This window comes from Bacillus cereus group sp. RP43, from assembly GCF_040459645.1.
Lineage (GTDB): Bacteria > Bacillota > Bacilli > Bacillales > Bacillaceae_G > Bacillus_A > Bacillus_A mycoides_C.
The window spans coordinates 332,496-352,970 of the sequence record NZ_JARVHQ010000001.1; the positions used below are offsets into that span (position 1 = coordinate 332,496).

Here is a 20,475-nt window from a genome sequence, read left to right on the forward strand (position 1 = left end):
ATAAGATAAAAAGAAAAAATGATATAAATGGTGGTGAATGAATTCGTGGAGGCATGGCTTTTTGAAATACTACGAGCAGTTGGACGTTTTTTCTTACACCCTGCTGTCTATGTATTTTTAATTAGTAGTATCTTCGTTGGATACTTACGTATATTACGAGAACGAAAAGATTTTTCTTTTAAAGTATATGATATTTGGTTTGAACTGCGAACTTCTCTATTTGCAGGTATTGGGTATGGATTAATCGTATCTATTATTACGATTGGGCTTGGGCTTGTTGTTTCAAAAGCGAGTTTATGGACAATTTTACTTTGGACGTTATTATTTGGATTAACTGCTATGTATCGATATTTATCTGCAGCTTATACTTTCGGAATCGCTATTGCACTCGTGTTATTATCTTCTAAGATGCCAGTTGCCTTCTTACAGCTTGGAGAAGGTGAAGAGGGTACAATTGTATCCCTTGCTATTTTACTAGGCGTTATGCTCGTTGTAGAGGGATTATTAATCTCTAAAAATGCGGTTCGTTATTCTACGCCGAAAATTAACAAAAGTAAGCGCGGGTTACGAATTGGACTACATGAATCAAATCGTTTATGGCTTGTACCAGTATTTATTCTTATACCAGGAGATGCGGTGACAGGATTTATTTCTTGGTGGCCTGTCGTTTCAATAGGTTCGACTACATACTCTTTATTCCTCGTACCATTTTTAATTGGATTTATGAGAAAGGTTAGAAGTTATGAGCCGACGGAAGCTTTATTATTTACAGGAAGACGTGTCTATGGATTAGCGGGGCTCGTACTCATTTTAGGTATCGCAAGTTACTGGTGGCACGTACTCGCAATTATTGCGATGGGAGTCGCAATGCTTGGACGCTTTACAATCTCGATGCAAGAGAAAATTGCAGACGAGAAAAGACCAGCATACTTTGCCGCACGTAATGATGGACTTGTTGTGTTAGATACAATTCCTAATACAATTGGGGCAGAGATGAATTTAAAGCCTGGAGAAGTTATTACGAAAGTAAATGGGGTCATTCCAAGAAGTACCGAAGAGTTTTATGGCGCGCTTCAAACGAAGACGACAGGGGCGTTTTGTAAATTAGAAGTAGTAGATACAAATGGTGAGCTTCGTCTTGCTCAAACAGCATTATACGCCGGGGGACATCATGAATTAGGTGTTGTGTTTGTCCTGCAAGAACATGAGTGGGATTCAGAAGCTATATAAAATAAAATGGAACCTTCATCAAACACAGATGAAGGTTTTTTTAGTTTCATAGACGGATAACTTGAATAATTATTTGATAATGGTTATCATTTAGGGAGTCTTTTAATTTGGAAAAGGGAGGGAAAATATGCTACGTAAATTTTTTTCTTACTATAAACCGTATAAAGGTTTATTCATACTTGATTTTTCCTGTGCAGTTATCGCAGGCTTACTCGAACTTGGTTTCCCGCTTATCGTAAATCAATTTATTGATAAGTTATTACCAGGGCAAAACTGGACGCTTATTTTATGGGCTTGTTTCGGTTTGTTCGTAGTTTACGTATTAAATGCAGGTTTGCAATATGTCGTTACATATTGGGGACATATGCTTGGTATTAACATTGAAACAGATATGAGGCAGAAATTATTTGATCACATTCAAAAGCTATCATTCAGATTTTTTGATAATAATAAAACAGGTCATTTAATTTCACGTCTTACAAACGATTTAATGGAAATTGGGGAAATTGCTCACCACGGACCAGAAGATTTATTCATTGCCATTATGACTTTAGTCGGAGCATTTTCATTTATGATGATGATTAACTGGAAGTTAGCACTTCTAACATTCTTCGTAATCCCGTTCTTATTATGGTTGGCGCTTTACTTCAATAAAAAAATGACAGGTACGTTTAGACGTTTATTTTCAGACGTTGCTGATTTCAATGCATGTATTGAGAACAATGTTGGTGGTATCCGCGTTGTACAAGCATTCGGAAATGAAAAGTTTGAGAAAGAGCAATTTGCTGTAAACAATGCTCGTTTCCGTACAACAAAATTAATGGCGTATAAAATTATGGCGTTAAACTCATCGATTAGTTATATGCTGATGCGTCTTGTAACACTCTTTGTATTAATATGTGGTACATGGTTCGTTCTGCAAGGTGAATTAACGTACGGTGGATTTATTGGGTTCGTTTTGTTAACGAATATTTTCTTCCGACCAATTGAAAAAATTAATGCGGTTATTGAAAGTTATCCGAAAGGAATCGCTGGTTTTAAAAGATATGTAGAACTTCTGGAAACAGATCCGGATATTGTAGATTCTAAAGATGCAATCGAAGTAAAACATGTACACGGTGATATTCAATACAATAACATTACGTTCGGATATGAAAATAAAGAGCCGATTTTAAAAGATATTAGTTTGAAAATACATGCAGGTGAAACAGTTGCTTTCGTTGGACCATCAGGGGCAGGGAAAACAACACTATGTAGTTTATTACCACGTTTTTATGAACACTCATCTGGATCGATTCAAATTGATGGCATTGATACGAAAGAGATGACGTTATCATCACTTCGTAAGCAAATCGGAATTGTGCAGCAAGATGTTTTCTTATTCTCAGGAACAATTCGTGAAAATATCGCTTACGGAAACTTAAAAGCTTCAGAATCTGAAATTTGGCAGGCGGTAAAACGTGCCCAGTTGGAGGACTTAATTTACTCGCAACCAGACGGTTTAGATACAGTTATTGGTGAGCGTGGTGTGAAACTTTCAGGAGGACAAAAGCAGCGCTTAGCAATTGCCCGTATGTTCTTGAAAAACCCACCAATTTTAATTTTAGATGAAGCAACTTCTGCGCTAGATACAGAGACAGAACTTGCTATCCAAAAATCACTTGCTGAACTATCTGTCGGCCGTACAACATTAGTTATCGCTCACAGGCTTGCAACTATTAAAAATGCAGATCGTATCGTCGTTGTAAATAAAGAGGGTATTGCAGAACAAGGTTCACATGATGAATTAATTGAGCGAGGCGGAGGATACAGCAGGTTATACGAAGCTCAGTTTAGTTCATAAATATAATTTCTGCTGAATTAGTGCACCATAAGTAAGTGGAAATCTTATATGGGAGGCTATAAAGCATGATTGTAACAACAACGTCTACAATTCAAGGAAAAGAAATTATTGAGTATATCGATATCGTGAATGGAGAAGCGATTATGGGTGCGAATATCGTTCGTGACCTTTTTGCCTCTGTCCGTGACGTTGTCGGCGGTCGTGCTGGCGCTTATGAAAGCAAGTTAAAAGAAGCGCGCGACATTGCAATGGAAGAGATGAAAACTCTCGCAAGACAAAAAAATGCGAATGCCATTGTTGGTATCGACGTGGACTACGAAGTAGTTCGCGAAGGGATGCTAATGGTTGCAGTAAGTGGGACTGCTGTCCGTATATAAAGTGAAACTTTAATTAGTGGGGGTTTTGTTCATCCCTCACTGATTATTAGCCTTCACCAATCGGGCGTTTACTGCCCACAAATAGCGGGATAAAGGGAAAAGCCGTGCTGATGCACGGCTTTTTTGTTGTTATTGTATTTAATATTATAGGTAGGGCGATATTTTATGTCGAAGCCACGATATTTCTTGGGAAATGTGGAAGGTCCCGTCGATATATAGGGAAGACATTAGAGCACTTCTTTACACTGCTGAATTTGAACTAATAATTTTTCATATTCTTTTTCAAGAAATGTGATGTCATTGTGATGATTGGGTATAGAAATCCGGCTGATGACTTCTGTTAATTTTGTTTGTAATCGCAATAATTCTTGTTCAGTAACGTTTACAGAAGCTTGGGTGGTTCTTTTTGTATATTGCTCGTAATTGCCATGGAATATTTTTGGTTTGCTCTCATCTACTTGTAGAATATGGTCTGCAACAGAACGAATAAAGGCACGGTCATGGCTAATGAAAAGTATAGTGCCAGGATACTCTTGTAACATGCTTTCTAATTCTTCCTGTGTTGTTAAATCTAAATAGTTCGTCGGCTCGTCGAGTAGCAGCATATTATAATTCCCTAAAAATACTTTTGCGAGTGCAACCTTCATTCGTTCTCCACCACTTAAGACGTGTACGGGTTTATGAACATCTTCACGGCGGAAAAGGAGCCTTGCAAGTATTGTTCGAACGAACGATTCAGTATAGTTCGTTTCTTCTAGAACATTTTCTAAAATTGTTTTATCTGTGTTTAAAATAGATAATGTTTGTTCAAAGTATCCGATTTTACAACTCTTTGAAAGTTGGATACCACGTTCATTTGCAAGAATCATGTTGAACAAAGTTGTTTTTCCACTTCCATTTGCTCCTACAATAGCAAGCTTTGCACCAGGGGCGATTGTCCCGTTCATATTTTTAAATAGTGTGCGGTCGCATATTTTCTTCGTTGTGTTATTAAACTGAACAATCGCTTTACTATGAATGGGTGTATGATATTGCAGATCAAACTGAGCTTGAGAAAAATCTTTCGGTTTTTCTTTCTTTTCCAATTTTTCAAGACGTGTCTCTAACGCTTTCGCTGCTTTGCTAACATTTTCTTGACCGTGTGCACCACTTAATTTATAAAGTTTAGATTCAGATGAACTGAACCGCGTTGGGACTTTTGTCATGCTAGAAGCACGTTGCTTTCTTTGTAAAATTGATTGCTCTAAACGATTTTTTTCGTTTATATATTGCTCATATTCCGCTTGTTTTTGTATTCGCTCACGTTCTTTTTGTTTTCGATAGTTTGAATAATTCCCTTTATATTCTTGAATAGTACCATCTTCAATTTCGATGATTTTGGTACATATGGCATTTAGGAAATCGCGATCATGTGATATTAAAACTAGTGCACCTTTATAAGATAAAAGTGCCTTTTCTAATTGCTCTGTACCGAGCATATCTAAGTGACTTGTTGGTTCATCAGCAAATAGAATGCCTGCATCTTGTTCGAGGGCATGGGCAATCTTTAGGCGCATTCGTTCCCCGCCGCTCATTGAGTCAGCAACGTTTGAAATACTCCATTTTCCTTTTGCAAGAGAAGAAGCGGTGTCCGGTAGTGCCTCGCTAAGCTGAGGAATGATGGAGACAGAACTATGATGAGTTACTGTGCCTTGGTCAGCCTCTATTTCTTTACTTAATATTTGTAATAACGTAGATTTTCCAGCTCCGTTGACTCCAACAATTCCTATACGATCGTTTGCTTGAATTTCCAGTGATGGTAACGTAAATAGGGTGCGATCACCAAAGCTCTTTTCAATATTACGTGCGAATAAAATGGTCATAAAAAAACCTCCCTAGTTTCACTAGAGAGGATAAACGTCGCCCTTGAATGTAAAAATCGTACATAAATAAACGATTTTTCACATGATCGTATCGAAAGAAAGTATCGACAAATGGACAGACTAATCCTCTGCTAGTTTTCATCATTTTTGTTCACTATTTGTGATGGATGAAATAAATAAGAGAATTAGAACTTCATTGGTCAAAGTACCTTCCTTTCATAATATTATTTTCATTGTATGCGCATACAAATGGATTTGTCAAACTTATTTCTGTGTGCTATTTTTGAATTTATTATTATACAATTGTGCTTTTGACAGCGCCTCAGCATCGTTCTTGATTTCATCCAATCCATTCGCATCCCCAATAATATACCCTTCAAATGATGAACCAACAAAATCAAAGATATATTGGAACTGGGCGATAAGCGGCAATGCTTTCAGTTTTGGACTGTCTCCGCCAACGATGACAACGTACATTTTTTTACCTTTCATTTTCTCTTTGAAATGAAGAGATGTATCACGCAAGCTTTGTGACCAGCGATCAACGAAGTTCTTCATGTGGCCGCTCATTCCGTACCAGTATAGTGGCGTAGCAAAGATAATCGTGTCGTGCTCTAGCATACGCTCAATTAACTGCCCATAGTCATCATTTACAGATTGAAATCCTTCTGCATCATGACGTTGGTCTGTAATAGGATAAATGGTATGGTCACGCAAGTAAATTTGTTCTGCTTTCATTCCATCAATCATCATATAGGTTAAGGCTTCCGTATTCCCATTTTGTCTTGAACTGCCGTGTATGACAAACATGTAATCATTCCTTTTCTTTTGTTTGTTTTAGGAGTGAAACGTGTTTTTGCAAATTCGCTTGAATGTTGGAAAGTAATGAGATTTGCCTTGTTACTTCATTGAGTTTGTCTTCGTAAAGCGCAAGGATACTACTGCACGGATTTTCGTACAGGTGTGGCTCGATTTCAAGGCAGCGCAGCATCCTTGTTGTCTCTTCTAAATTTAGGCCGAGCTGTAAATACATTTGGATAAGCTCTACTTTTTTAATGGCACTTTTATCGAAATCACGATAGCCGTTTGTGAGGCGATTTGAAGGGAGCAATCCCTTTTCTTCATAATGTCTTAGTGCTCTTTCGCTAACCCCAGTTTCTTTTGATAACTCTCCAATTCGCACTGCATTTCACTCCTTTTACATGTATTGTAAACCTTCACACTAATGTGAAGGTCAACTCTGTTTTTTCGCAAAAGAATCCACATGATTTAAGAACACTTGAATAGCTTTAGATGGAATAAAATATTTGCCGCGCACGATGGAGAATGGGCGGATTAGTTGTTCATTTGGAACTTCGACGTGGAATAGCTCTTTTGCAAGTAGCTCTTTCCGCACAGTCCAGTCTGAAAGGATAGCGATGCCGAGCCCGGCAGCGACGGCTTCCTTTACACTTTGAATACTGCTGAATGTAAAGAAGCGTTTCATTTTCAAATGATGTTGGTGTATAAAGCGATCGCTATAGGCACGTGTGCCAGAACCGCTTTCCCTTAATACCCAGACTTGATCTTGCAATGTATTTTCGTTAATTCCCTCGATATGGAGCAATGGATGATTTGGAGGGACGACGAGCTTCATTTCATCTTGCATAAACGTTTCAACATCTACGTCAGCGTATACGACTTGGCCTTCCACTAAGCCGATATCAATTTGATTAGAGCGGAGGCTTTGCAAAACTTCTTCCGTATTGGAGATAAAGGTATGAACCTCGACGTGTGTATTTTCATTGGCAAAGCGCGCAAGTATTTTCGGAAGTAAGTATTCGCCAATTGTAAAGCTAGCGCCAATGCGGAGCGTCCCTGTTACAACGTTATGTAGTTCATTAATTTCTTGTTTGGCATCTTCGTAAAGAGAGAGCATTTGCTTTGCGTGTATGTATAATATGTTTCCTGCTTCTGTAACTTGGACGTGCTTTGGGGAGCGCTGAATGAGTGTAGTTCCAAATTCATTTTCCAGGTTGCGAATGTGCATGCTTACACCGGGTTGTGAAAGGTTTAAAAGTTCTGCTGCACGAGAGAAATGTTTTTGTTCAACGACAGTCACAAAGATTTTCAAAATGTCGACGTTCATTTGTTAGGCCCCTTTATTTTTGCTTTTATTTTATCATAAGTATTTCTGATGATAGAGATTCAATATTGATATTAAACTTATTATAAAAATTCTCTTATAATGTAACTAGAAAGAACATGCATGTTCCAATACGATTATTGGGGTGGTACAAAGTGGAACAAACACTTGTTATACAAAAGAAGAAGGGCTTTGGATTTTCGCAAGGTATTGGGATTACGTTATTAATCGCAATCGCCGCGAAATATTTAGCAGAGCTTCCATTTTTAAATATTATGGGACAATTAGTAATCGCTATTCTAATCGGGATGGTTTGGCGCGCAGCAATCGGGATTCCTCAAGAAGCGATAGCGGGAACGAACTTTGCGAGTAAGAAGTTGCTTCGCTTCGGGATCATTTTACTTGGAATGCGATTAAATCTTGTTGATATTGCAAAGGCGGGGCCGAAAGTATTGGTCATCGCAGCGGTTGTTATTACATTTACCATTTTTGTTGTATATGGACTAACGAAAGTATTTAAAGTAGAAAAGAAACTTGGGATTTTAACAGCATGCGGGACGGCAATTTGCGGTGCGGCAGCGGTTGTGGCAATTGCACCGCAAGTGAAAGCGAAAGATGAAGAAACGGCAGTTGGGGCAGCGATTATTGCAATTTTAGGTACAATATTTACACTTATTTATACATTATTATATCCAGTGCTTGGCTTATCTCCGTACGGTTACGGTGTATTCTCGGGAGCGACGCTGCATGAAATTGCTCACGTAATTGCGGCTGCGGCGCCAGGCGGTAGCACCGCTGTAGACATCGCAGTTATTGTGAAATTAACGCGCGTAGCGATGCTTGTGCCAGTAGCGATTTTAATTGGATTATGGTTTGGTAAGAGCGAGGGAAGCAAGGAAAAAAGATCGTGGCGCGACCTTCCAATTCCTTGGTTCATCTTCGGATTTTTAGCAATGAGTGCGGTGCATTCGCTTGGGATTATCCCAGAAGTTGTTGCCGGATATATTGTAGTAATTGCGTACATGCTTATTGCAATGGCGATGGCAGGGCTAGGTTTAAATGTAGAGTTTAAAACGTTCCGCAAATTAGGAAGTAGGGCATTTGTGGCAGGATTAATTGGCTCGGTTTGCCTTTCGGTACTTGGGTACGTTCTTGTATATGCATTGGGATTTATGTAGTAGCAAAGAGGCATCTTGTAGATGTCTCTTTTTTTACCTTTTTTTGTAAAGATATCTTTACTTGTATTTGGAAAATATTTATAATTAAAGTAAAGATATCTTTACTTTCGAAGGTGGAGCCTATGGGTGTGAAAAATAAAATTAAAGAATTACGAAAACAACATCATATAACGCAAATTGAAATGGCAAAGGCGATGCAGGTGACGCGTCAGACGATCGTGGCGATTGAGAACCATCACTACAACCCGAGTCTAGAGTTATCCCTAAAAATCGCCAAATATTTTGGAATGAAGGTAGAGGAAATATTTACGTTGGAGTAAGGGGAGAGAAAATGAACGATACTAAAAAGTTGTATATCGCTACTGTCTTAGGATTATGTGGAGGGGACGTTTTAGTTCGTATTTGTCCTTCTCATTGTTTACATTGGTGCGAGCAAAGTCGTAGGCAGAGATGTCATACCTACGCCAGAAATATTCATTGTATGTAGTTTCTTATTTGCTGGTAGTCTCATCGTAGGAGTTATGGTGGGAAAACGAGCATAGCGATAGGAGGAATGAAAAATGCAAGACGAGTTTGAGAGATTTCAGTCGGATAAAGCGTTTAAATATTTAGGGGTATTTTTAGTAATTAGTTTAGCGATATGGAGTTTGTATAATTTAATTGTTTACAGAAGTGCTGGTATGCCATTTGTTTTATTTGTACTAGGGCAGTTTGTTTATTTCTTTGTGAACTATTGGCCGAAATGGAAATATAGAAATAGTAAAGAGGCTGATCGTGTATGAGTATGGTATCGACGAGTGTGTTAGCAACAAGAAATAATAGATAGAAAAAGGGGAACTGGGATGGGATTACCGGTGTTATGTGTCGCTACAGCTATATTTGCGCTTCTTTGGGGAATGCAAAACTTTTCTCGTAATCCAGTGCCGAGTATTTGTATTATGATTGGTACTGTAGGTTTATCATATTATTTATTACTATCAGCGCATTACCATAAAACAGCAACGAGTGTTGTTGTTGGAGCGCTTATTTTATCTTGTGGACGTGCTGTGCAAAAGGGGTTATTTCCATAAAAGCTGTTTATACAAAAGGTATAAACAGCTTTTTGTATTTTTTTTACAAACTACTTGAAAGTTACGTTACGTCACCTTTTATAATGAAGGAGAAGAGGTGATGGAGTTGATTTCAATTCAAGAACTAACGAGGGAAACAGGGGTTACAGTAAGGACGTTACGTTATTATGATCAAATCGATTTATTAAAGCCGAGTGGGAAAACTGATGGAGGACATCGGTTATATAGTGAGAGAGATGTTGTTCGTTTGCAGCAAATTTTATTTTTAAAAGAAATGGGTTTTTCATTAAAAGAGATTACGAATATGTTAGTAAAAGGTGAGATTAATTCAAAAGACTCGCTTGAAAAACAACTTAGATTTGTACAGGAAGAACAAAAGAAATTCAATCGAATGGAGCGTGTTTTACAAGCCGTTGTGTATTCGGTAGATGTGGAGGGAGAACTGGATTGGAAAGTTATGTTTGAACTCATTCAGCTTTCGAAACAGTCTCCTCGTATACGTGAAATATTCCAAAATGAATTGTTTTCAAAGGAAGAGCAAGATTTACTTCATAATTTGCCAAATATGAGTGAGGAAGATCCGAATGTGTTAGAGTGGGTAGATTTATTAAAGCAATTAAGTAATTTTATGAAAGACGGTAAGGAAGCATCGTGTGATGAAGTACAAGAGGCAACGAAGAAATTAATGCAGAAGTGTTTAGAGATGGCTAATGGTGATGAAGCATTTTTAGATAAATTGTGGGAAGTAAGAAAGTCAAAAGAAGATTCACAGAAAATGAGTATGTATCCAATTGAGGAAGAGCTTCTAGTATATATGGATGAGGCTTTTCGTATATATGATGAAAGGGAGAGGAATAAATGAGTATACTCGCGGAATATCGATGGTATTTTTTAATTGGGGCAGAGATTGTATTTTGGTTATCAGCTATCGGATTCTTTTTACTAAGGTATGGATTTCGCTTGAAAAAGGCGAGTTTTATTATGGGGATTGTGCTACTCGTAAATGAAGTGTTTATTTTAACTTTAGGAGTAGTGGACTACTATCAAACAGGGAAGTTCTCTAATTTTCAAATCATTACTGTAATTATATTATTGTATGCTGTGTTTTACGGGAAAAAGGATTTGAAGAAGCTAGATATATATGTACAAAAATTAGTTGCGAAGTGGCGGAATGAACCGGCGCCTATTATCGAAGAACCACTTGAAGTAACAGGGATGGCGCATGCGAAGCAGGAAATAAAAAATTGGGTTTTACATCTTATTTTGTTTGTTGCGGTTCATATATTCTTTTTCTTCATGTATGGGCTTATTCCAGTAGAACAGTGGGGAAATTGGTTAGAGTCAGGAATCGTTTTAAATAAAACAGCAAGCCGTGTAAGCCAAGTATGGGCTATTGTTCTTTTAGCGGATACTGCGATTTCATTTTCATATGTTATTTTTCCGAAGAAGGAGAAAGGAAATAAGAAGCTACTTTCATAGAGGAAAGTAGCTTTTTCTAGTATACCAATAGTTTGTATAGGAGAGGATAATAATAGGAAAAAAAACAGGTTTTATATGCTTATTTCTCCTTAGTTTAGTAGCATGTTCACAACCTAACAGTGCAATTGATAAGAAGAATGATGTCGTTGCAAAGGGGGCAGAAATTTCTAATCTAGATAAATTCGAGAAGTTCGTTTGGAATGTGGAACAAGGGAAAGTTGATAAAATAAGAATTGTACAGTATACACATGAAGGTGACCCGATTTTTCAAATGTTAGAGCATAGTGGGACAGATATACTTCATGTGTTAGACAATAGGCAAGATCAATTTGCTGGTAATCATACAGGTATATATGAAGATAGTTGTAAAAGGATTGTTAAAGAGCAATGTGAATTAGAAACGGCATATAGGTTAATAGATTGTACGAATGAAAATGGGCGCAATGGATATGACTTATTATATGTACTTAAAAAATAGAGTTAGTAGAGGAAGGGAGTATTTATTCCTTCCTTTTTTATGTATATATTGTCGAAAGTTTTACCGAATATCTGTTCGTTTTTTTAGGTTTTTTATGGTCATTCGTGGTAAAATAATAATACAGATTTTTATGAGGAGGTCGGTTTTTAGTTGGAACATCCATTTGAAATTATCTCAGAATATTCCCCGCAAGGCGATCAGCCGGGAGCGATAGAGAAGCTTGTAGAGGGAATTAATAGTGGAAAGAAAAAGCAAGTGTTGCTTGGAGCGACAGGAACGGGTAAGACATTTACGATTTCAAATGTCATTAAAGAGGTGCAGAAGCCAACACTTGTAATGGCTCATAATAAAACGTTAGCAGGACAGTTATATAGTGAGCTGAAAGATTTCTTTCCTAACAATTCTGTGGAGTATTTTGTTAGTTATTACGATTATTATCAGCCGGAAGCGTACGTACCACATACGGATACGTTTATTGAAAAAGATGCGCAAATTAACGATGAAATTGATAAATTACGCCATTCGGCAACGTCTTCCTTATTTGAACGAGATGATGTTATTATCGTTGCGAGTGTGTCGTGCATATACGGTTTAGGTTCTCCGGAAGAATACCGTGAGTTAGTTGTTTCACTTCGAGTCGGTATGGAAAAGGACCGCAATCAATTGCTTCGTGAACTTGTTGATGTACAGTATGGCCGTAATGATATTGATTTCAAGCGTGGTACATTCCGTGTGCGCGGAGATGTAGTTGAAATCTTCCCCGCATCACTTGACGAGCATTGTATTCGAATTGAATTTTTCGGGGATGAAATAGATCGTATTCGAGAAGTAAATGCATTAACGGGTGAAGTATTAGCAGAACGTGATCATGTAGCAATCTTCCCGGCATCTCACTTCGTTACACGTGAAGAAAAGCTGAAGGTCGCTATTGAAAATATTGAAAAAGAATTAGAAGAGCGTTTAATAGAATTAAATGATAACGGTAAATTGTTAGAAGCGCAGCGCATAGAACAACGTACACGCTATGATTTAGAAATGATGCGCGAGATGGGTTTTTGTTCAGGGATTGAAAACTATTCCCGTCATTTAACACTTCGTCCAGCAGGTTCAACGCCGTATACGCTTTTAGATTATTTTCCAGAGGATTTCTTAATTGTTATGGATGAGTCGCATGTATCAGTTCCGCAAGTAAGAGCGATGTATAACGGGGACCAAGCACGTAAGCAAGTGCTTGTTGATCATGGATTCCGTCTGCCATCAGCTTTAGATAATAGACCGCTCACGTTTGATGAGTTTGAAGAGAAAACGAATCAAGTTATTTACGTTTCGGCAACGCCAGGACCGTACGAGTTAGAGCAGTCACCGGAAGTAGTAGAACAAATTATTCGTCCAACAGGGCTTTTAGATCCACCAATTGATATACGACCAATTGAAGGACAAATAGATGATTTATTAGGAGAAATCCATGACCGGATTGCGAAAAATGAACGTGTATTAATTACGACTTTAACGAAGAAAATGTCAGAGGATTTAACGGACTATTTAAAAGATGTAGGAATTAAAGTGAACTATCTTCACTCTGAAATTAAAACGTTAGAACGTATTGAAATTATCCGTGATCTTCGCCTTGGTAAATTTGATGTACTTGTCGGTATTAACTTATTACGAGAAGGATTAGATATTCCAGAAGTATCACTTGTAGCTATTTTAGATGCTGATAAGGAAGGGTTCCTACGTTCAGAGCGTTCATTAATTCAAACAATTGGTCGTGCGGCGCGTAATGCAAACGGCCGCGTTATTATGTACGCAGATCGCATAACGAGATCAATGGGAATTGCAATTGAAGAAACACAGCGTCGTCGTAGTATACAAGAAGCTTACAATGAAAAGCATGGTATTACGCCGAAAACGATTCAAAAAGGAGTACGTGACGTTATTCGTGCGACAACAGCAGCTGAGGATACGGAAACATATGAAGCAACACCAGCTAAGAAGATGACGAAAAAAGAGCGTGAAAATACAATTGCGAAGATGGAAGCAGAGATGAAAGAAGCAGCAAAGGCGTTAGATTTCGAGCGTGCAGCTGAATTAAGAGATTTACTATTAGAATTAAAAGCGGAAGGGTGAAAAGAGTGAGTAAAGATTTTATTGTTGTAAAAGGTGCTAGAGCGCATAATTTAAAAAATATTGACGTAACCATTCCGAGAAATCAGCTTGTTGTTGTGACGGGATTGTCTGGTTCAGGGAAATCATCGTTAGCATTCGATACGATTTATGCAGAAGGGCAGCGTAGATACGTGGAATCTTTATCCGCGTATGCACGCCAGTTTTTAGGGCAAATGGATAAGCCGGATGTTGATACGATTGAAGGTTTGTCTCCGGCGATTTCAATTGATCAAAAAACGACCAGTCGTAATCCTCGTTCAACGGTTGGAACGGTAACAGAGATTTATGATTATTTACGTTTATTATTCGCGCGAATTGGTACGCCGATTTGTCCGAATCATGGAATTGAAATTACATCACAAACAGTGGAACAAATGGTAGACCGTGTTCTTGAATATCCTGAACGCACGAAATTGCAAGTGCTAGCGCCTATGGTGTCAGGGCGTAAAGGTACGCATGTGAAAGTATTAGAAGATATTAAGAAGCAAGGTTATGTTCGTGTGCGCGTTGATGGAGAGATGCTGGATGTATCTGAAGAGATTACTTTAGAAAAAAATAAGAAGCATTCAATTGAAGTTGTTATTGACCGTATTGTTGTGAAAGAAGGAATTGCAAGCCGACTTGCAGATTCACTGGAAAGTGCTTTAAAGCTTGGTGGGGGCCGAGTTTTAATTGATGTAATGGGAGAGGAAGAACTTCTATTTAGTGAACATCATGCTTGTCCACATTGTGGTTTTTCAATCGGAGAATTAGAGCCGCGTATGTTCTCGTTCAATAGTCCGTTCGGCGCGTGTCCTTCTTGTGATGGACTTGGCTCGAAGCTCGAGGTAGATTTAGAACTTGTTATTCCGAACTGGGATGTATCATTAAATGAACATGCGATTGCTCCTTGGGAACCGACAAGTTCACAATATTACCCGCAATTATTAAAATCTGTGTGTAATCATTACGGCATCGATATGGATATATCGGTGAAAGATATACCGAAGGATTTATTTGATAAAGTGTTGTACGGAAGCGGGGAAGAGAAGGTTTATTTCCGCTATGTGAATGAATTTGGTCAAGTAAAGGAAAATGAGATTTTATTTGAAGGTGTTATTCCGAATATCGAGCGTCGTTATCGTGAGACGAGTTCTGATTATGTTCGTGAGCAAATGGAGAAATATATGGCAGAGCAAGCTTGTCCAAAGTGTAAAGGTGGACGCTTAAAGCCTGAGAGTTTAGCTGTTTTCGTTGGTGATAAAACGATTGCCGATGTAACGAAATATTCTGTTCAAGAAGTACAGGAATTCTTCTCGAATGTTGAGCTAACTGAGAAACAACAAAAAATTGCTCATTTAATTTTAAGAGAAATTCAGGAGCGCGTTGGGTTCTTAGTGAACGTCGGTTTAGATTATTTAACGTTAAGTCGTGCTGCAGGAACTTTATCGGGTGGTGAGGCGCAGCGTATTCGTTTAGCGACACAAATTGGTTCTCGTCTTACTGGTGTACTTTACATTCTTGATGAGCCTTCTATCGGTTTACATCAGCGTGATAATGATCGTCTTATTCGCACATTGCAGGAAATGCGTGATTTAGGAAATACGTTAATCGTTGTTGAGCATGATGAAGATACGATGATGGCTGCTGATTATTTACTTGATATCGGACCTGGTGCAGGTATTCATGGTGGTCAAGTTGTATCAGCAGGTACACCAGCTGAAGTGATGCAAGACGAGAATTCATTAACAGGGAAATACCTAAGCGGTAAAGAGTTTATTCCGGTACCACTTGAAAGACGTAAAGGTGACGGACGTAAAGTAGAGATTATCGGTGCGAAAGAAAATAACTTAAAGAATGCGAAAATGTCATTCCCTCTAGGTACATTTGTAGCGGTAACGGGCGTATCTGGTTCTGGAAAAAGTACGATGATTAATGAAGTGCTATACAAATCGTTAGCTCAAAAGTTATATAAGGCGAAAGCGAAGCCAGGGTCTCATAAAGAAATTAAAGGTCTTGAGCAGTTAGATAAAGTTATTGATATTGATCAATCACCAATCGGGCGTACACCACGTTCAAATCCAGCAACATATACAGGTGTATTCGATGATATTCGTGATGTATTTGCGCAAACGAATGAAGCGAAAGTGCGTGGATATCAAAAAGGACGTTTCAGCTTTAACGTAAAAGGCGGCCGTTGTGAAGCGTGTCGTGGTGATGGGATTATTAAAATTGAAATGCATTTCTTACCAGACGTGTATGTTCCGTGTGAAGTTTGTCACGGTAAACGTTACAACCGTGAAACGTTAGAAGTGAAATATAAAGATAAGAATATTTCTGAAGTGTTAGGGATGACCATTGAAGATGGGGTAGAGTTCTTTGCTAATATCCCGAAAATTAAGCGTAAACTTCAAACACTTGTAGATGTAGGGCTTGGTTATATGAAATTAGGACAACCAGCTACGACGTTATCAGGTGGTGAGGCGCAGCGTGTGAAATTAGCTTCTGAATTACATCGTCGTTCTACAGGGCGTACGTTATACATTTTAGATGAGCCAACGACTGGCCTACATGCACATGATATTGCACGTCTTCTAGAAGTGTTGCAACGTCTTGTTGAAAGCGGCGAGACAGTTCTTGTTATTGAACATAATTTAGATGTTATTAAAACAGCTGACTATATCGTTGACCTTGGACCGGAAGGCGGAGACAAAGGTGGACAAATCGTTGCTTCCGGAACGCCAGAACAAGTAGTGAAAGAAGAACGCTCGTATACAGGTAAGTATTTAAAAGAGATTTTAGATCGTGATAAAGCAAGAATGAAAGAGAAAATAAAAGAAGTAGAGTTATCACAATAAGTTGTTAATAAAAACCGAGTGGGAATTACACTCGGTTTTTATTTCACTAAGGAAAACTGGTAAGATTGTTAGTAGGTATACAAGTATAAAGAATAGAATAAATTGGTATAAGTGTTTGCATGTTACTTGCGTTTATTATCTATTAGCGTATGATGAAATATATATGTTAAAAGGATGTGTAAGGAAATGAGATGGATTGTATCACTTCTTGTAAATAGCGTTGTGTTAATCGCTGTATCCGGACTTTTAAAAGGGGTTGCACCAGACGCATTTTACATAGCAAATATACAAACTGCAATTATTGCGAGTATTATATTGGCGATTTTAAACGTATTTGTAAAGCCGCTTTTAATTTTAATTACGCTACCGATTACTCTTGTAACTTTCGGTTTCTTCTTAATTGTTATTAATGCGATTACGTTAAAGATGACGGATTCATTATTAGGGGACGCCTTTAATATATCTGGATTTGGTGTAGCGATTGTTGCGGCAATTTGTATTTCGATTTTTAATATGATAATTGAAAAAGTAATTGTTGAACCATTACATGAAAAAAAGAGAAAATGACAAAAAGAAAAACATTTCATGATTCATATGAAATGTTTTTTTCTATTTATTAGAAACCGTGTTTCTTGTTTCCAGAAAAAAATGGTACAATATCCGGTAGAATGGAATTTTACATCAAATGAGACTGAACCCGCAGCGGAGTGGAGGTTTATACATATGCCGAAAGTAAGGACAAAAGATTTAATTGAACAATTTCAATTGGAGTTAGTAAGTGGTGAAGAAGGGATTCATCGTCCGATTGATACGAGCGATTTATCACGACCTGGAATTGAAATGGCAGGATTTTTTACATATTATCCAGCTGATCGTGTGCAGCTTCTTGGAAAAACGGAGCTTACGTTCTTTGATACGTTAACGACAGAGCAAAAGCAAGAGAGAATGAAAGCGCTTTGTACTGAAGAGACGCCTTGTATTATTGTAACTCGTAATCAAGATGTACCGGATGAGTTATTACAAGCATCACGTGAATCAGGCGTGCCTTTATTACGTTCTGCTCAAACGACGACGAGATTATCAAGTCGTTTAACAAACTATTTAGAAGGTAAGTTAGCGCCAACAACAGCTGTTCATGGTGTGTTAGTAGATATTTATGGTGTTGGTGTTTTAATTACAGGTCAAAGTGGTGTCGGGAAAAGTGAGACAGCACTTGAACTTGTAAAGCGTGGTCACCGCCTTGTTGCGGATGATAGCGTAGAAATTCGTCAAGAAGATGAAGACACATTAGTAGGAAGCTCACCTGATTTAATTGAGCACTTATTAGAAATTCGTGGTCTAGGTATCATTAACGTAATGACGTTATTTGGTGCAGGGGCAGTACGAAATTATAAACGTATTACGCTTGTTATTAATCTTGAAATTTGGGATCAAAAGAAAAATTATGATCGCTTAGGTCTTGATGAAGAGAAGATGAAGATTATTGATACAGAACTTACGAAGATTACACTTCCAGTTCGTCCTGGTCGAAACTTGGCTGTTATTATTGAAGTAGCAGCGATGAACTTCAGATTAAAACGTATGGGAGTCAATGCGGCACAGCAGTTCTCTGAGCGATTAATGAGTGCGATTGAGTTAGGAAATCAAGAGTAGACTCTGGAGAGGGAGGTCATACATATGCTGTTAGGTTCTGTACCACAGCTTGACCGTATAGCAGTCCAACTTGGACCGTTCCCTGTTTATTGGTATGGGGTTATTATCGGTACAGGTGTGCTATTAGGTCTTTGGCTAGCAACTCGCGAGGGAGAAAGGCTTGGTATTCACAAAGATACATTTATCGATCTTGTATTAATTGCAGTACCAATTGCGATTCTTTTTGCGAGAATGTATTATGTCATTTTTGAATGGGAATATTATTCGCAAAATCCGAGTCAAATTATTAATATTCGTCAAGGTGGTTTGGCGATTCATGGTGGTTTAATCGGAGCTGTTATTACAGGAATTCTTTTTGCAAAACGACGCGGGCTTTCATTTTGGAAGTTAGCGGATATTGCTGCGCCGAGTATTTTACTAGGACAAGCAATTGGCCGATGGGGAAACTTTATGAACCAAGAGGCGCATGGTGATGAAGTGACGAGACAGTTTTTAGAAGGTCTTCATTTACCGGATTTCATTATTAATCAAATGTACATTGATGGTGTGTATTATCACCCAACGTTTTTATATGAATCATTATGGAACTTTGCAGGTGTTATTTTACTACTCGCGTTACGAAAAGTGAATTTACGCCGTGGTGAATTATTCTTCACATATTTAATTTGGTATTCAGTGGGACGCTTCTTCGTAGAAGGTTTGCGTACAGATAGTTTAATGTTAGGACCACTTCGTATTGCACAAGTAATGTCTATTGGAATTGTTGTTATTTCTATCATTTTCATTATTGTGAGACGAAAAATGGGGCAAGCTGATAAAAGATATTTAGAAAATTAGAGAAAAGTAGCATCTTATATAAGATGCTGCTTCTTTCATATTCAGGTAATGAAAGGATTAAGGACGATGAAAATAAATACAGTGTTATTTGATTTAGATGGAACGTTAATTAATACAAATGAACTTATTATCTCTTCTTTTTTACATACGTTAAATCACTATTATTCTAATCAGTATAAGCGTGAAGATGTTTTGCCATTTATCGGCCCATCTTTGCATGACACTTTTAGTAAGATTGATGCAAGCAAGGTTGAAGAGATGATTACATGTTATCGTCAATTTAATCATGAGCATCATGATGAATTAGTGGAGGAATATGAAACTGTATATGAAACGGTTGAAGAATTGAAGAAGCAAGGTTATAAGATTGGCATCGTTACAACGAAAGCGAGACAGACGGTTGAAATGGGATTAAAGCTTTCGAAACTTGATCAGTTTTTTGATGTTGTCGTGACGATTGATGATGTGGAACATGTGAAACCACATCCGGAACCACTTCAAAAAGCGCTCGAATTATTAGATGCAAAGCCAGAAGAAACATTGATGGTTGGTGATAATCACCATGATATCGTCGGTGGACAAAATGCAGGTACGAAAACAGTAGCGGTTTCATGGACATTGAAAGGTAGAGCGTATTTAGAAGCGTATAAACCAGATTATGTGCTAGATAAAATGAGTGATTTACTACCGATTTTGTCCCGCATTAACGGGTAGTAAGATTCCCGCCTGTAAATGCTTGATTGATGAGAGTTAGTAAGCAGTGGGGAAAAGGGTTCCTACCGGTTAAAGTGTCACTTTATATAAGTAGAGGAGAGAGTTCAGTGCGACGGACAACGCGCTATCCTGTTTCAGGAGAAAATTCATTGTGGAATGTGTATAAAACAGTTTCTTTTTGGAAGGTAATGAAAAACTTTATTATCATCCAAGTCGCACGTTGCACGCCATTTTTATCCGTAAAGAATTGGTTATATCGCACGTTTTTACGGATGAAAGTAGGAAAGAAAACGTCGTTTGCACTTATGGTAATGCCAGATATTATGTTTCCAGAAAAGATTACTGTGGGAGACAATTCAATTATCGGCTATAATACAACGCTTTTAGCGCATGAATATTTAATTCGTGAGTATCGGCTCGGAGAAATCGTCATCGGGAATGAAGTTATGATTGGAGCGAATACGACAATTTTACCAGGTGTGACAATTGGAGATGGTGCTATCGTTTCTGCAGGCACACTTGTCCATAAAGATGTACCAGGCGGCGCTTTCGTAGGCGGAAATCCAATGCGGATTATTTATACGAAAGAGGAAATGGCCACTAGAGAAGGTTGATGTTAAAAATGT

At 38.0% G+C, this 20,475-nt stretch carries 21 protein-coding genes; 17 read left to right on the forward strand and 4 right to left on the reverse strand.

Annotation, left to right across the window (positions count from 1 at the left end):
- Nucleotides 1-45 precede the first annotated feature (45 nt).
- The 3 genes from QCI75_RS01600 (at nucleotide 46) to QCI75_RS01610 (ending at nucleotide 3,450) form a co-directional block, all read left to right on the forward strand.
- Nucleotides 46-1,230 (forward strand): PDZ domain-containing protein, encoded by a 1,185-nt coding sequence (locus tag QCI75_RS01600; RefSeq protein ID WP_353759898.1) that lies wholly within the window; start codon nucleotides 46-48, stop codon nucleotides 1,228-1,230.
- A gap of 127 nt (nucleotides 1,231-1,357) precedes the next feature.
- A complete protein-coding gene (locus QCI75_RS01605) occupies nucleotides 1,358-3,073 on the forward strand; it encodes an ABC transporter ATP-binding protein (protein ID WP_144506053.1) in 1,716 nt (571 codons plus the stop codon).
- 65 nt (nucleotides 3,074-3,138) lie between these two features.
- Complete coding sequence (locus QCI75_RS01610) at nucleotides 3,139-3,450, forward strand: heavy metal-binding domain-containing protein (RefSeq protein ID WP_002068307.1); 312 nt, start codon at nucleotides 3,139-3,141, stop codon at nucleotides 3,448-3,450.
- A gap of 227 nt (nucleotides 3,451-3,677) precedes the next feature.
- On the opposite strand, the gene abc-f is transcribed toward QCI75_RS01610, so the two are convergent.
- The 4 genes from abc-f to QCI75_RS01630 form a co-directional block, all read right to left on the reverse strand.
- Nucleotides 3,678-5,312, reverse strand: coding sequence for a ribosomal protection-like ABC-F family protein (abc-f, locus tag QCI75_RS01615; RefSeq protein ID WP_353759899.1), 1,635 nt, complete (start codon nucleotides 5,310-5,312; stop codon nucleotides 3,678-3,680).
- A gap of 264 nt (nucleotides 5,313-5,576) precedes the next feature.
- On the reverse strand, nucleotides 5,577-6,122 hold the full coding sequence (locus QCI75_RS01620; protein WP_144506051.1) for a flavodoxin family protein: 546 nt from the start codon (nucleotides 6,120-6,122) through the stop codon (nucleotides 5,577-5,579).
- A 4-nt stretch (nucleotides 6,123-6,126) separates the two neighbouring features.
- Nucleotides 6,127-6,495: a MerR family transcriptional regulator gene (locus QCI75_RS01625; RefSeq protein WP_353759900.1), complete on the reverse strand. Its 369-nt coding sequence runs from the start codon at nucleotides 6,493-6,495 to the stop codon at nucleotides 6,127-6,129.
- A 51-nt stretch (nucleotides 6,496-6,546) separates the two neighbouring features.
- The gene (locus tag QCI75_RS01630) at nucleotides 6,547-7,440 is read right to left on the reverse strand and encodes a LysR family transcriptional regulator (protein WP_070145466.1); all 894 of its coding nucleotides are present in this window, start codon (nucleotides 7,438-7,440) and stop codon (nucleotides 6,547-6,549) included.
- A 152-nt stretch (nucleotides 7,441-7,592) separates the two neighbouring features.
- Here QCI75_RS01630 and QCI75_RS01635 point away from each other — a divergent pair, with 152 nt between their 5' ends.
- From QCI75_RS01635 to QCI75_RS01700, 14 genes are all read left to right on the forward strand, one after another.
- Nucleotides 7,593-8,615 (forward strand): YeiH family protein, encoded by a 1,023-nt coding sequence (locus QCI75_RS01635; RefSeq protein WP_144506049.1) that lies wholly within the window; start codon nucleotides 7,593-7,595, stop codon nucleotides 8,613-8,615.
- A gap of 122 nt (nucleotides 8,616-8,737) precedes the next feature.
- The gene (locus tag QCI75_RS01640; RefSeq protein WP_002016109.1) at nucleotides 8,738-8,935 is read left to right on the forward strand and encodes a helix-turn-helix transcriptional regulator; all 198 of its coding nucleotides are present in this window, start codon (nucleotides 8,738-8,740) and stop codon (nucleotides 8,933-8,935) included.
- Nucleotides 8,936-9,175: 240 nt separating this feature from the next.
- Complete coding sequence (locus tag QCI75_RS01645) at nucleotides 9,176-9,397, forward strand: hypothetical protein (protein ID WP_353759901.1); 222 nt, start codon at nucleotides 9,176-9,178, stop codon at nucleotides 9,395-9,397.
- 60 nt (nucleotides 9,398-9,457) lie between these two features.
- Entirely contained in the window at nucleotides 9,458-9,685 is a 228-nt protein-coding gene (locus tag QCI75_RS01650; RefSeq protein WP_144506048.1) for a hypothetical protein, read from the forward strand.
- Nucleotides 9,686-9,785: 100 nt separating this feature from the next.
- A complete protein-coding gene (locus tag QCI75_RS01655) occupies nucleotides 9,786-10,547 on the forward strand; it encodes a MerR family transcriptional regulator (RefSeq protein ID WP_144506047.1) in 762 nt (253 codons plus the stop codon).
- Nucleotides 10,544-11,164 carry a hypothetical protein gene (locus tag QCI75_RS01660; protein ID WP_144506046.1) on the forward strand — a complete coding sequence of 207 codons (621 nt, stop codon included), beginning with the start codon at nucleotides 10,544-10,546 and terminating at the stop codon, nucleotides 11,162-11,164. The genes QCI75_RS01655 and QCI75_RS01660 overlap by 4 nt, the downstream gene beginning before the upstream one ends.
- A 46-nt stretch (nucleotides 11,165-11,210) precedes the next feature.
- Entirely contained in the window at nucleotides 11,211-11,642 is a 432-nt protein-coding gene (locus tag QCI75_RS01665; protein ID WP_353761474.1) for a DUF4362 domain-containing protein, read from the forward strand.
- Between the two features lie 150 nt (nucleotides 11,643-11,792).
- Nucleotides 11,793-13,769, forward strand: coding sequence for an excinuclease ABC subunit B (gene uvrB, locus QCI75_RS01670; RefSeq protein ID WP_353759902.1), 1,977 nt, complete (start codon nucleotides 11,793-11,795; stop codon nucleotides 13,767-13,769).
- Between the two features lie 5 nt (nucleotides 13,770-13,774).
- Nucleotides 13,775-16,645 carry an excinuclease ABC subunit UvrA gene (gene uvrA / locus QCI75_RS01675; RefSeq protein ID WP_144506044.1) on the forward strand — a complete coding sequence of 957 codons (2,871 nt, stop codon included), beginning with the start codon at nucleotides 13,775-13,777 and terminating at the stop codon, nucleotides 16,643-16,645.
- Nucleotides 16,646-16,831: 186 nt separating this feature from the next.
- Nucleotides 16,832-17,212 (forward strand): phage holin family protein, encoded by a 381-nt coding sequence (locus tag QCI75_RS01680; RefSeq protein WP_002089574.1) that lies wholly within the window; start codon nucleotides 16,832-16,834, stop codon nucleotides 17,210-17,212.
- A 156-nt stretch (nucleotides 17,213-17,368) separates the two neighbouring features.
- Nucleotides 17,369-18,298: an HPr(Ser) kinase/phosphatase gene (gene hprK, locus QCI75_RS01685; protein ID WP_002016091.1), complete on the forward strand. Its 930-nt coding sequence runs from the start codon at nucleotides 17,369-17,371 to the stop codon at nucleotides 18,296-18,298.
- Nucleotides 18,299-18,322: 24 nt separating this feature from the next.
- The gene (gene lgt / locus QCI75_RS01690; RefSeq protein WP_002034719.1) at nucleotides 18,323-19,135 is read left to right on the forward strand and encodes a prolipoprotein diacylglyceryl transferase; all 813 of its coding nucleotides are present in this window, start codon (nucleotides 18,323-18,325) and stop codon (nucleotides 19,133-19,135) included.
- A 66-nt stretch (nucleotides 19,136-19,201) separates the two neighbouring features.
- A complete protein-coding gene (gene ppaX / locus QCI75_RS01695) occupies nucleotides 19,202-19,849 on the forward strand; it encodes a pyrophosphatase PpaX (protein WP_144506043.1) in 648 nt (215 codons plus the stop codon).
- A 107-nt stretch (nucleotides 19,850-19,956) separates the two neighbouring features.
- On the forward strand, nucleotides 19,957-20,463 hold the full coding sequence (locus QCI75_RS01700) for an acyltransferase (RefSeq protein WP_144506042.1): 507 nt from the start codon (nucleotides 19,957-19,959) through the stop codon (nucleotides 20,461-20,463).
- The last annotated feature ends 12 nt before the right edge of the window (nucleotides 20,464-20,475 follow it).

What these genes read in the sequence shown, in the direction of transcription:
- QCI75_RS01620 (WP_144506051.1), bottom strand. Translation starts at nt 6,122, where the DNA reads ATGTTTGTCATACACGGCAGTTCAAGACAAAATGGGAATACGGAAGCC.
- QCI75_RS01680 (WP_002089574.1), top strand. Translation starts at nt 16,832, where the DNA reads ATGAGATGGATTGTATCACTTCTTGTAAATAGCGTTGTGTTAATCGCT.
- QCI75_RS01645 (WP_353759901.1), top strand. Translation starts at nt 9,176, where the DNA reads ATGCAAGACGAGTTTGAGAGATTTCAGTCGGATAAAGCGTTTAAATAT.
- QCI75_RS01640 (WP_002016109.1), top strand. Translation starts at nt 8,738, where the DNA reads ATGGGTGTGAAAAATAAAATTAAAGAATTACGAAAACAACATCATATA.
- lgt (WP_002034719.1), top strand. Translation starts at nt 18,323, where the DNA reads ATGCTGTTAGGTTCTGTACCACAGCTTGACCGTATAGCAGTCCAACTT.
- abc-f (WP_353759899.1), bottom strand. Translation starts at nt 5,312, where the DNA reads ATGACCATTTTATTCGCACGTAATATTGAAAAGAGCTTTGGTGATCGC.
- QCI75_RS01650 (WP_144506048.1), top strand. Translation starts at nt 9,458, where the DNA reads ATGGGATTACCGGTGTTATGTGTCGCTACAGCTATATTTGCGCTTCTT.
- QCI75_RS01660 (WP_144506046.1), top strand. Translation starts at nt 10,544, where the DNA reads ATGAGTATACTCGCGGAATATCGATGGTATTTTTTAATTGGGGCAGAG.
- QCI75_RS01610 (WP_002068307.1), top strand. Translation starts at nt 3,139, where the DNA reads ATGATTGTAACAACAACGTCTACAATTCAAGGAAAAGAAATTATTGAG.
- ppaX (WP_144506043.1), top strand. Translation starts at nt 19,202, where the DNA reads ATGAAAATAAATACAGTGTTATTTGATTTAGATGGAACGTTAATTAAT.
- QCI75_RS01605 (WP_144506053.1), top strand. Translation starts at nt 1,358, where the DNA reads ATGCTACGTAAATTTTTTTCTTACTATAAACCGTATAAAGGTTTATTC.
- QCI75_RS01630 (WP_070145466.1), bottom strand. Translation starts at nt 7,440, where the DNA reads ATGAACGTCGACATTTTGAAAATCTTTGTGACTGTCGTTGAACAAAAA.
- hprK (WP_002016091.1), top strand. Translation starts at nt 17,369, where the DNA reads ATGCCGAAAGTAAGGACAAAAGATTTAATTGAACAATTTCAATTGGAG.
- QCI75_RS01655 (WP_144506047.1), top strand. Translation starts at nt 9,786, where the DNA reads ATGGAGTTGATTTCAATTCAAGAACTAACGAGGGAAACAGGGGTTACA.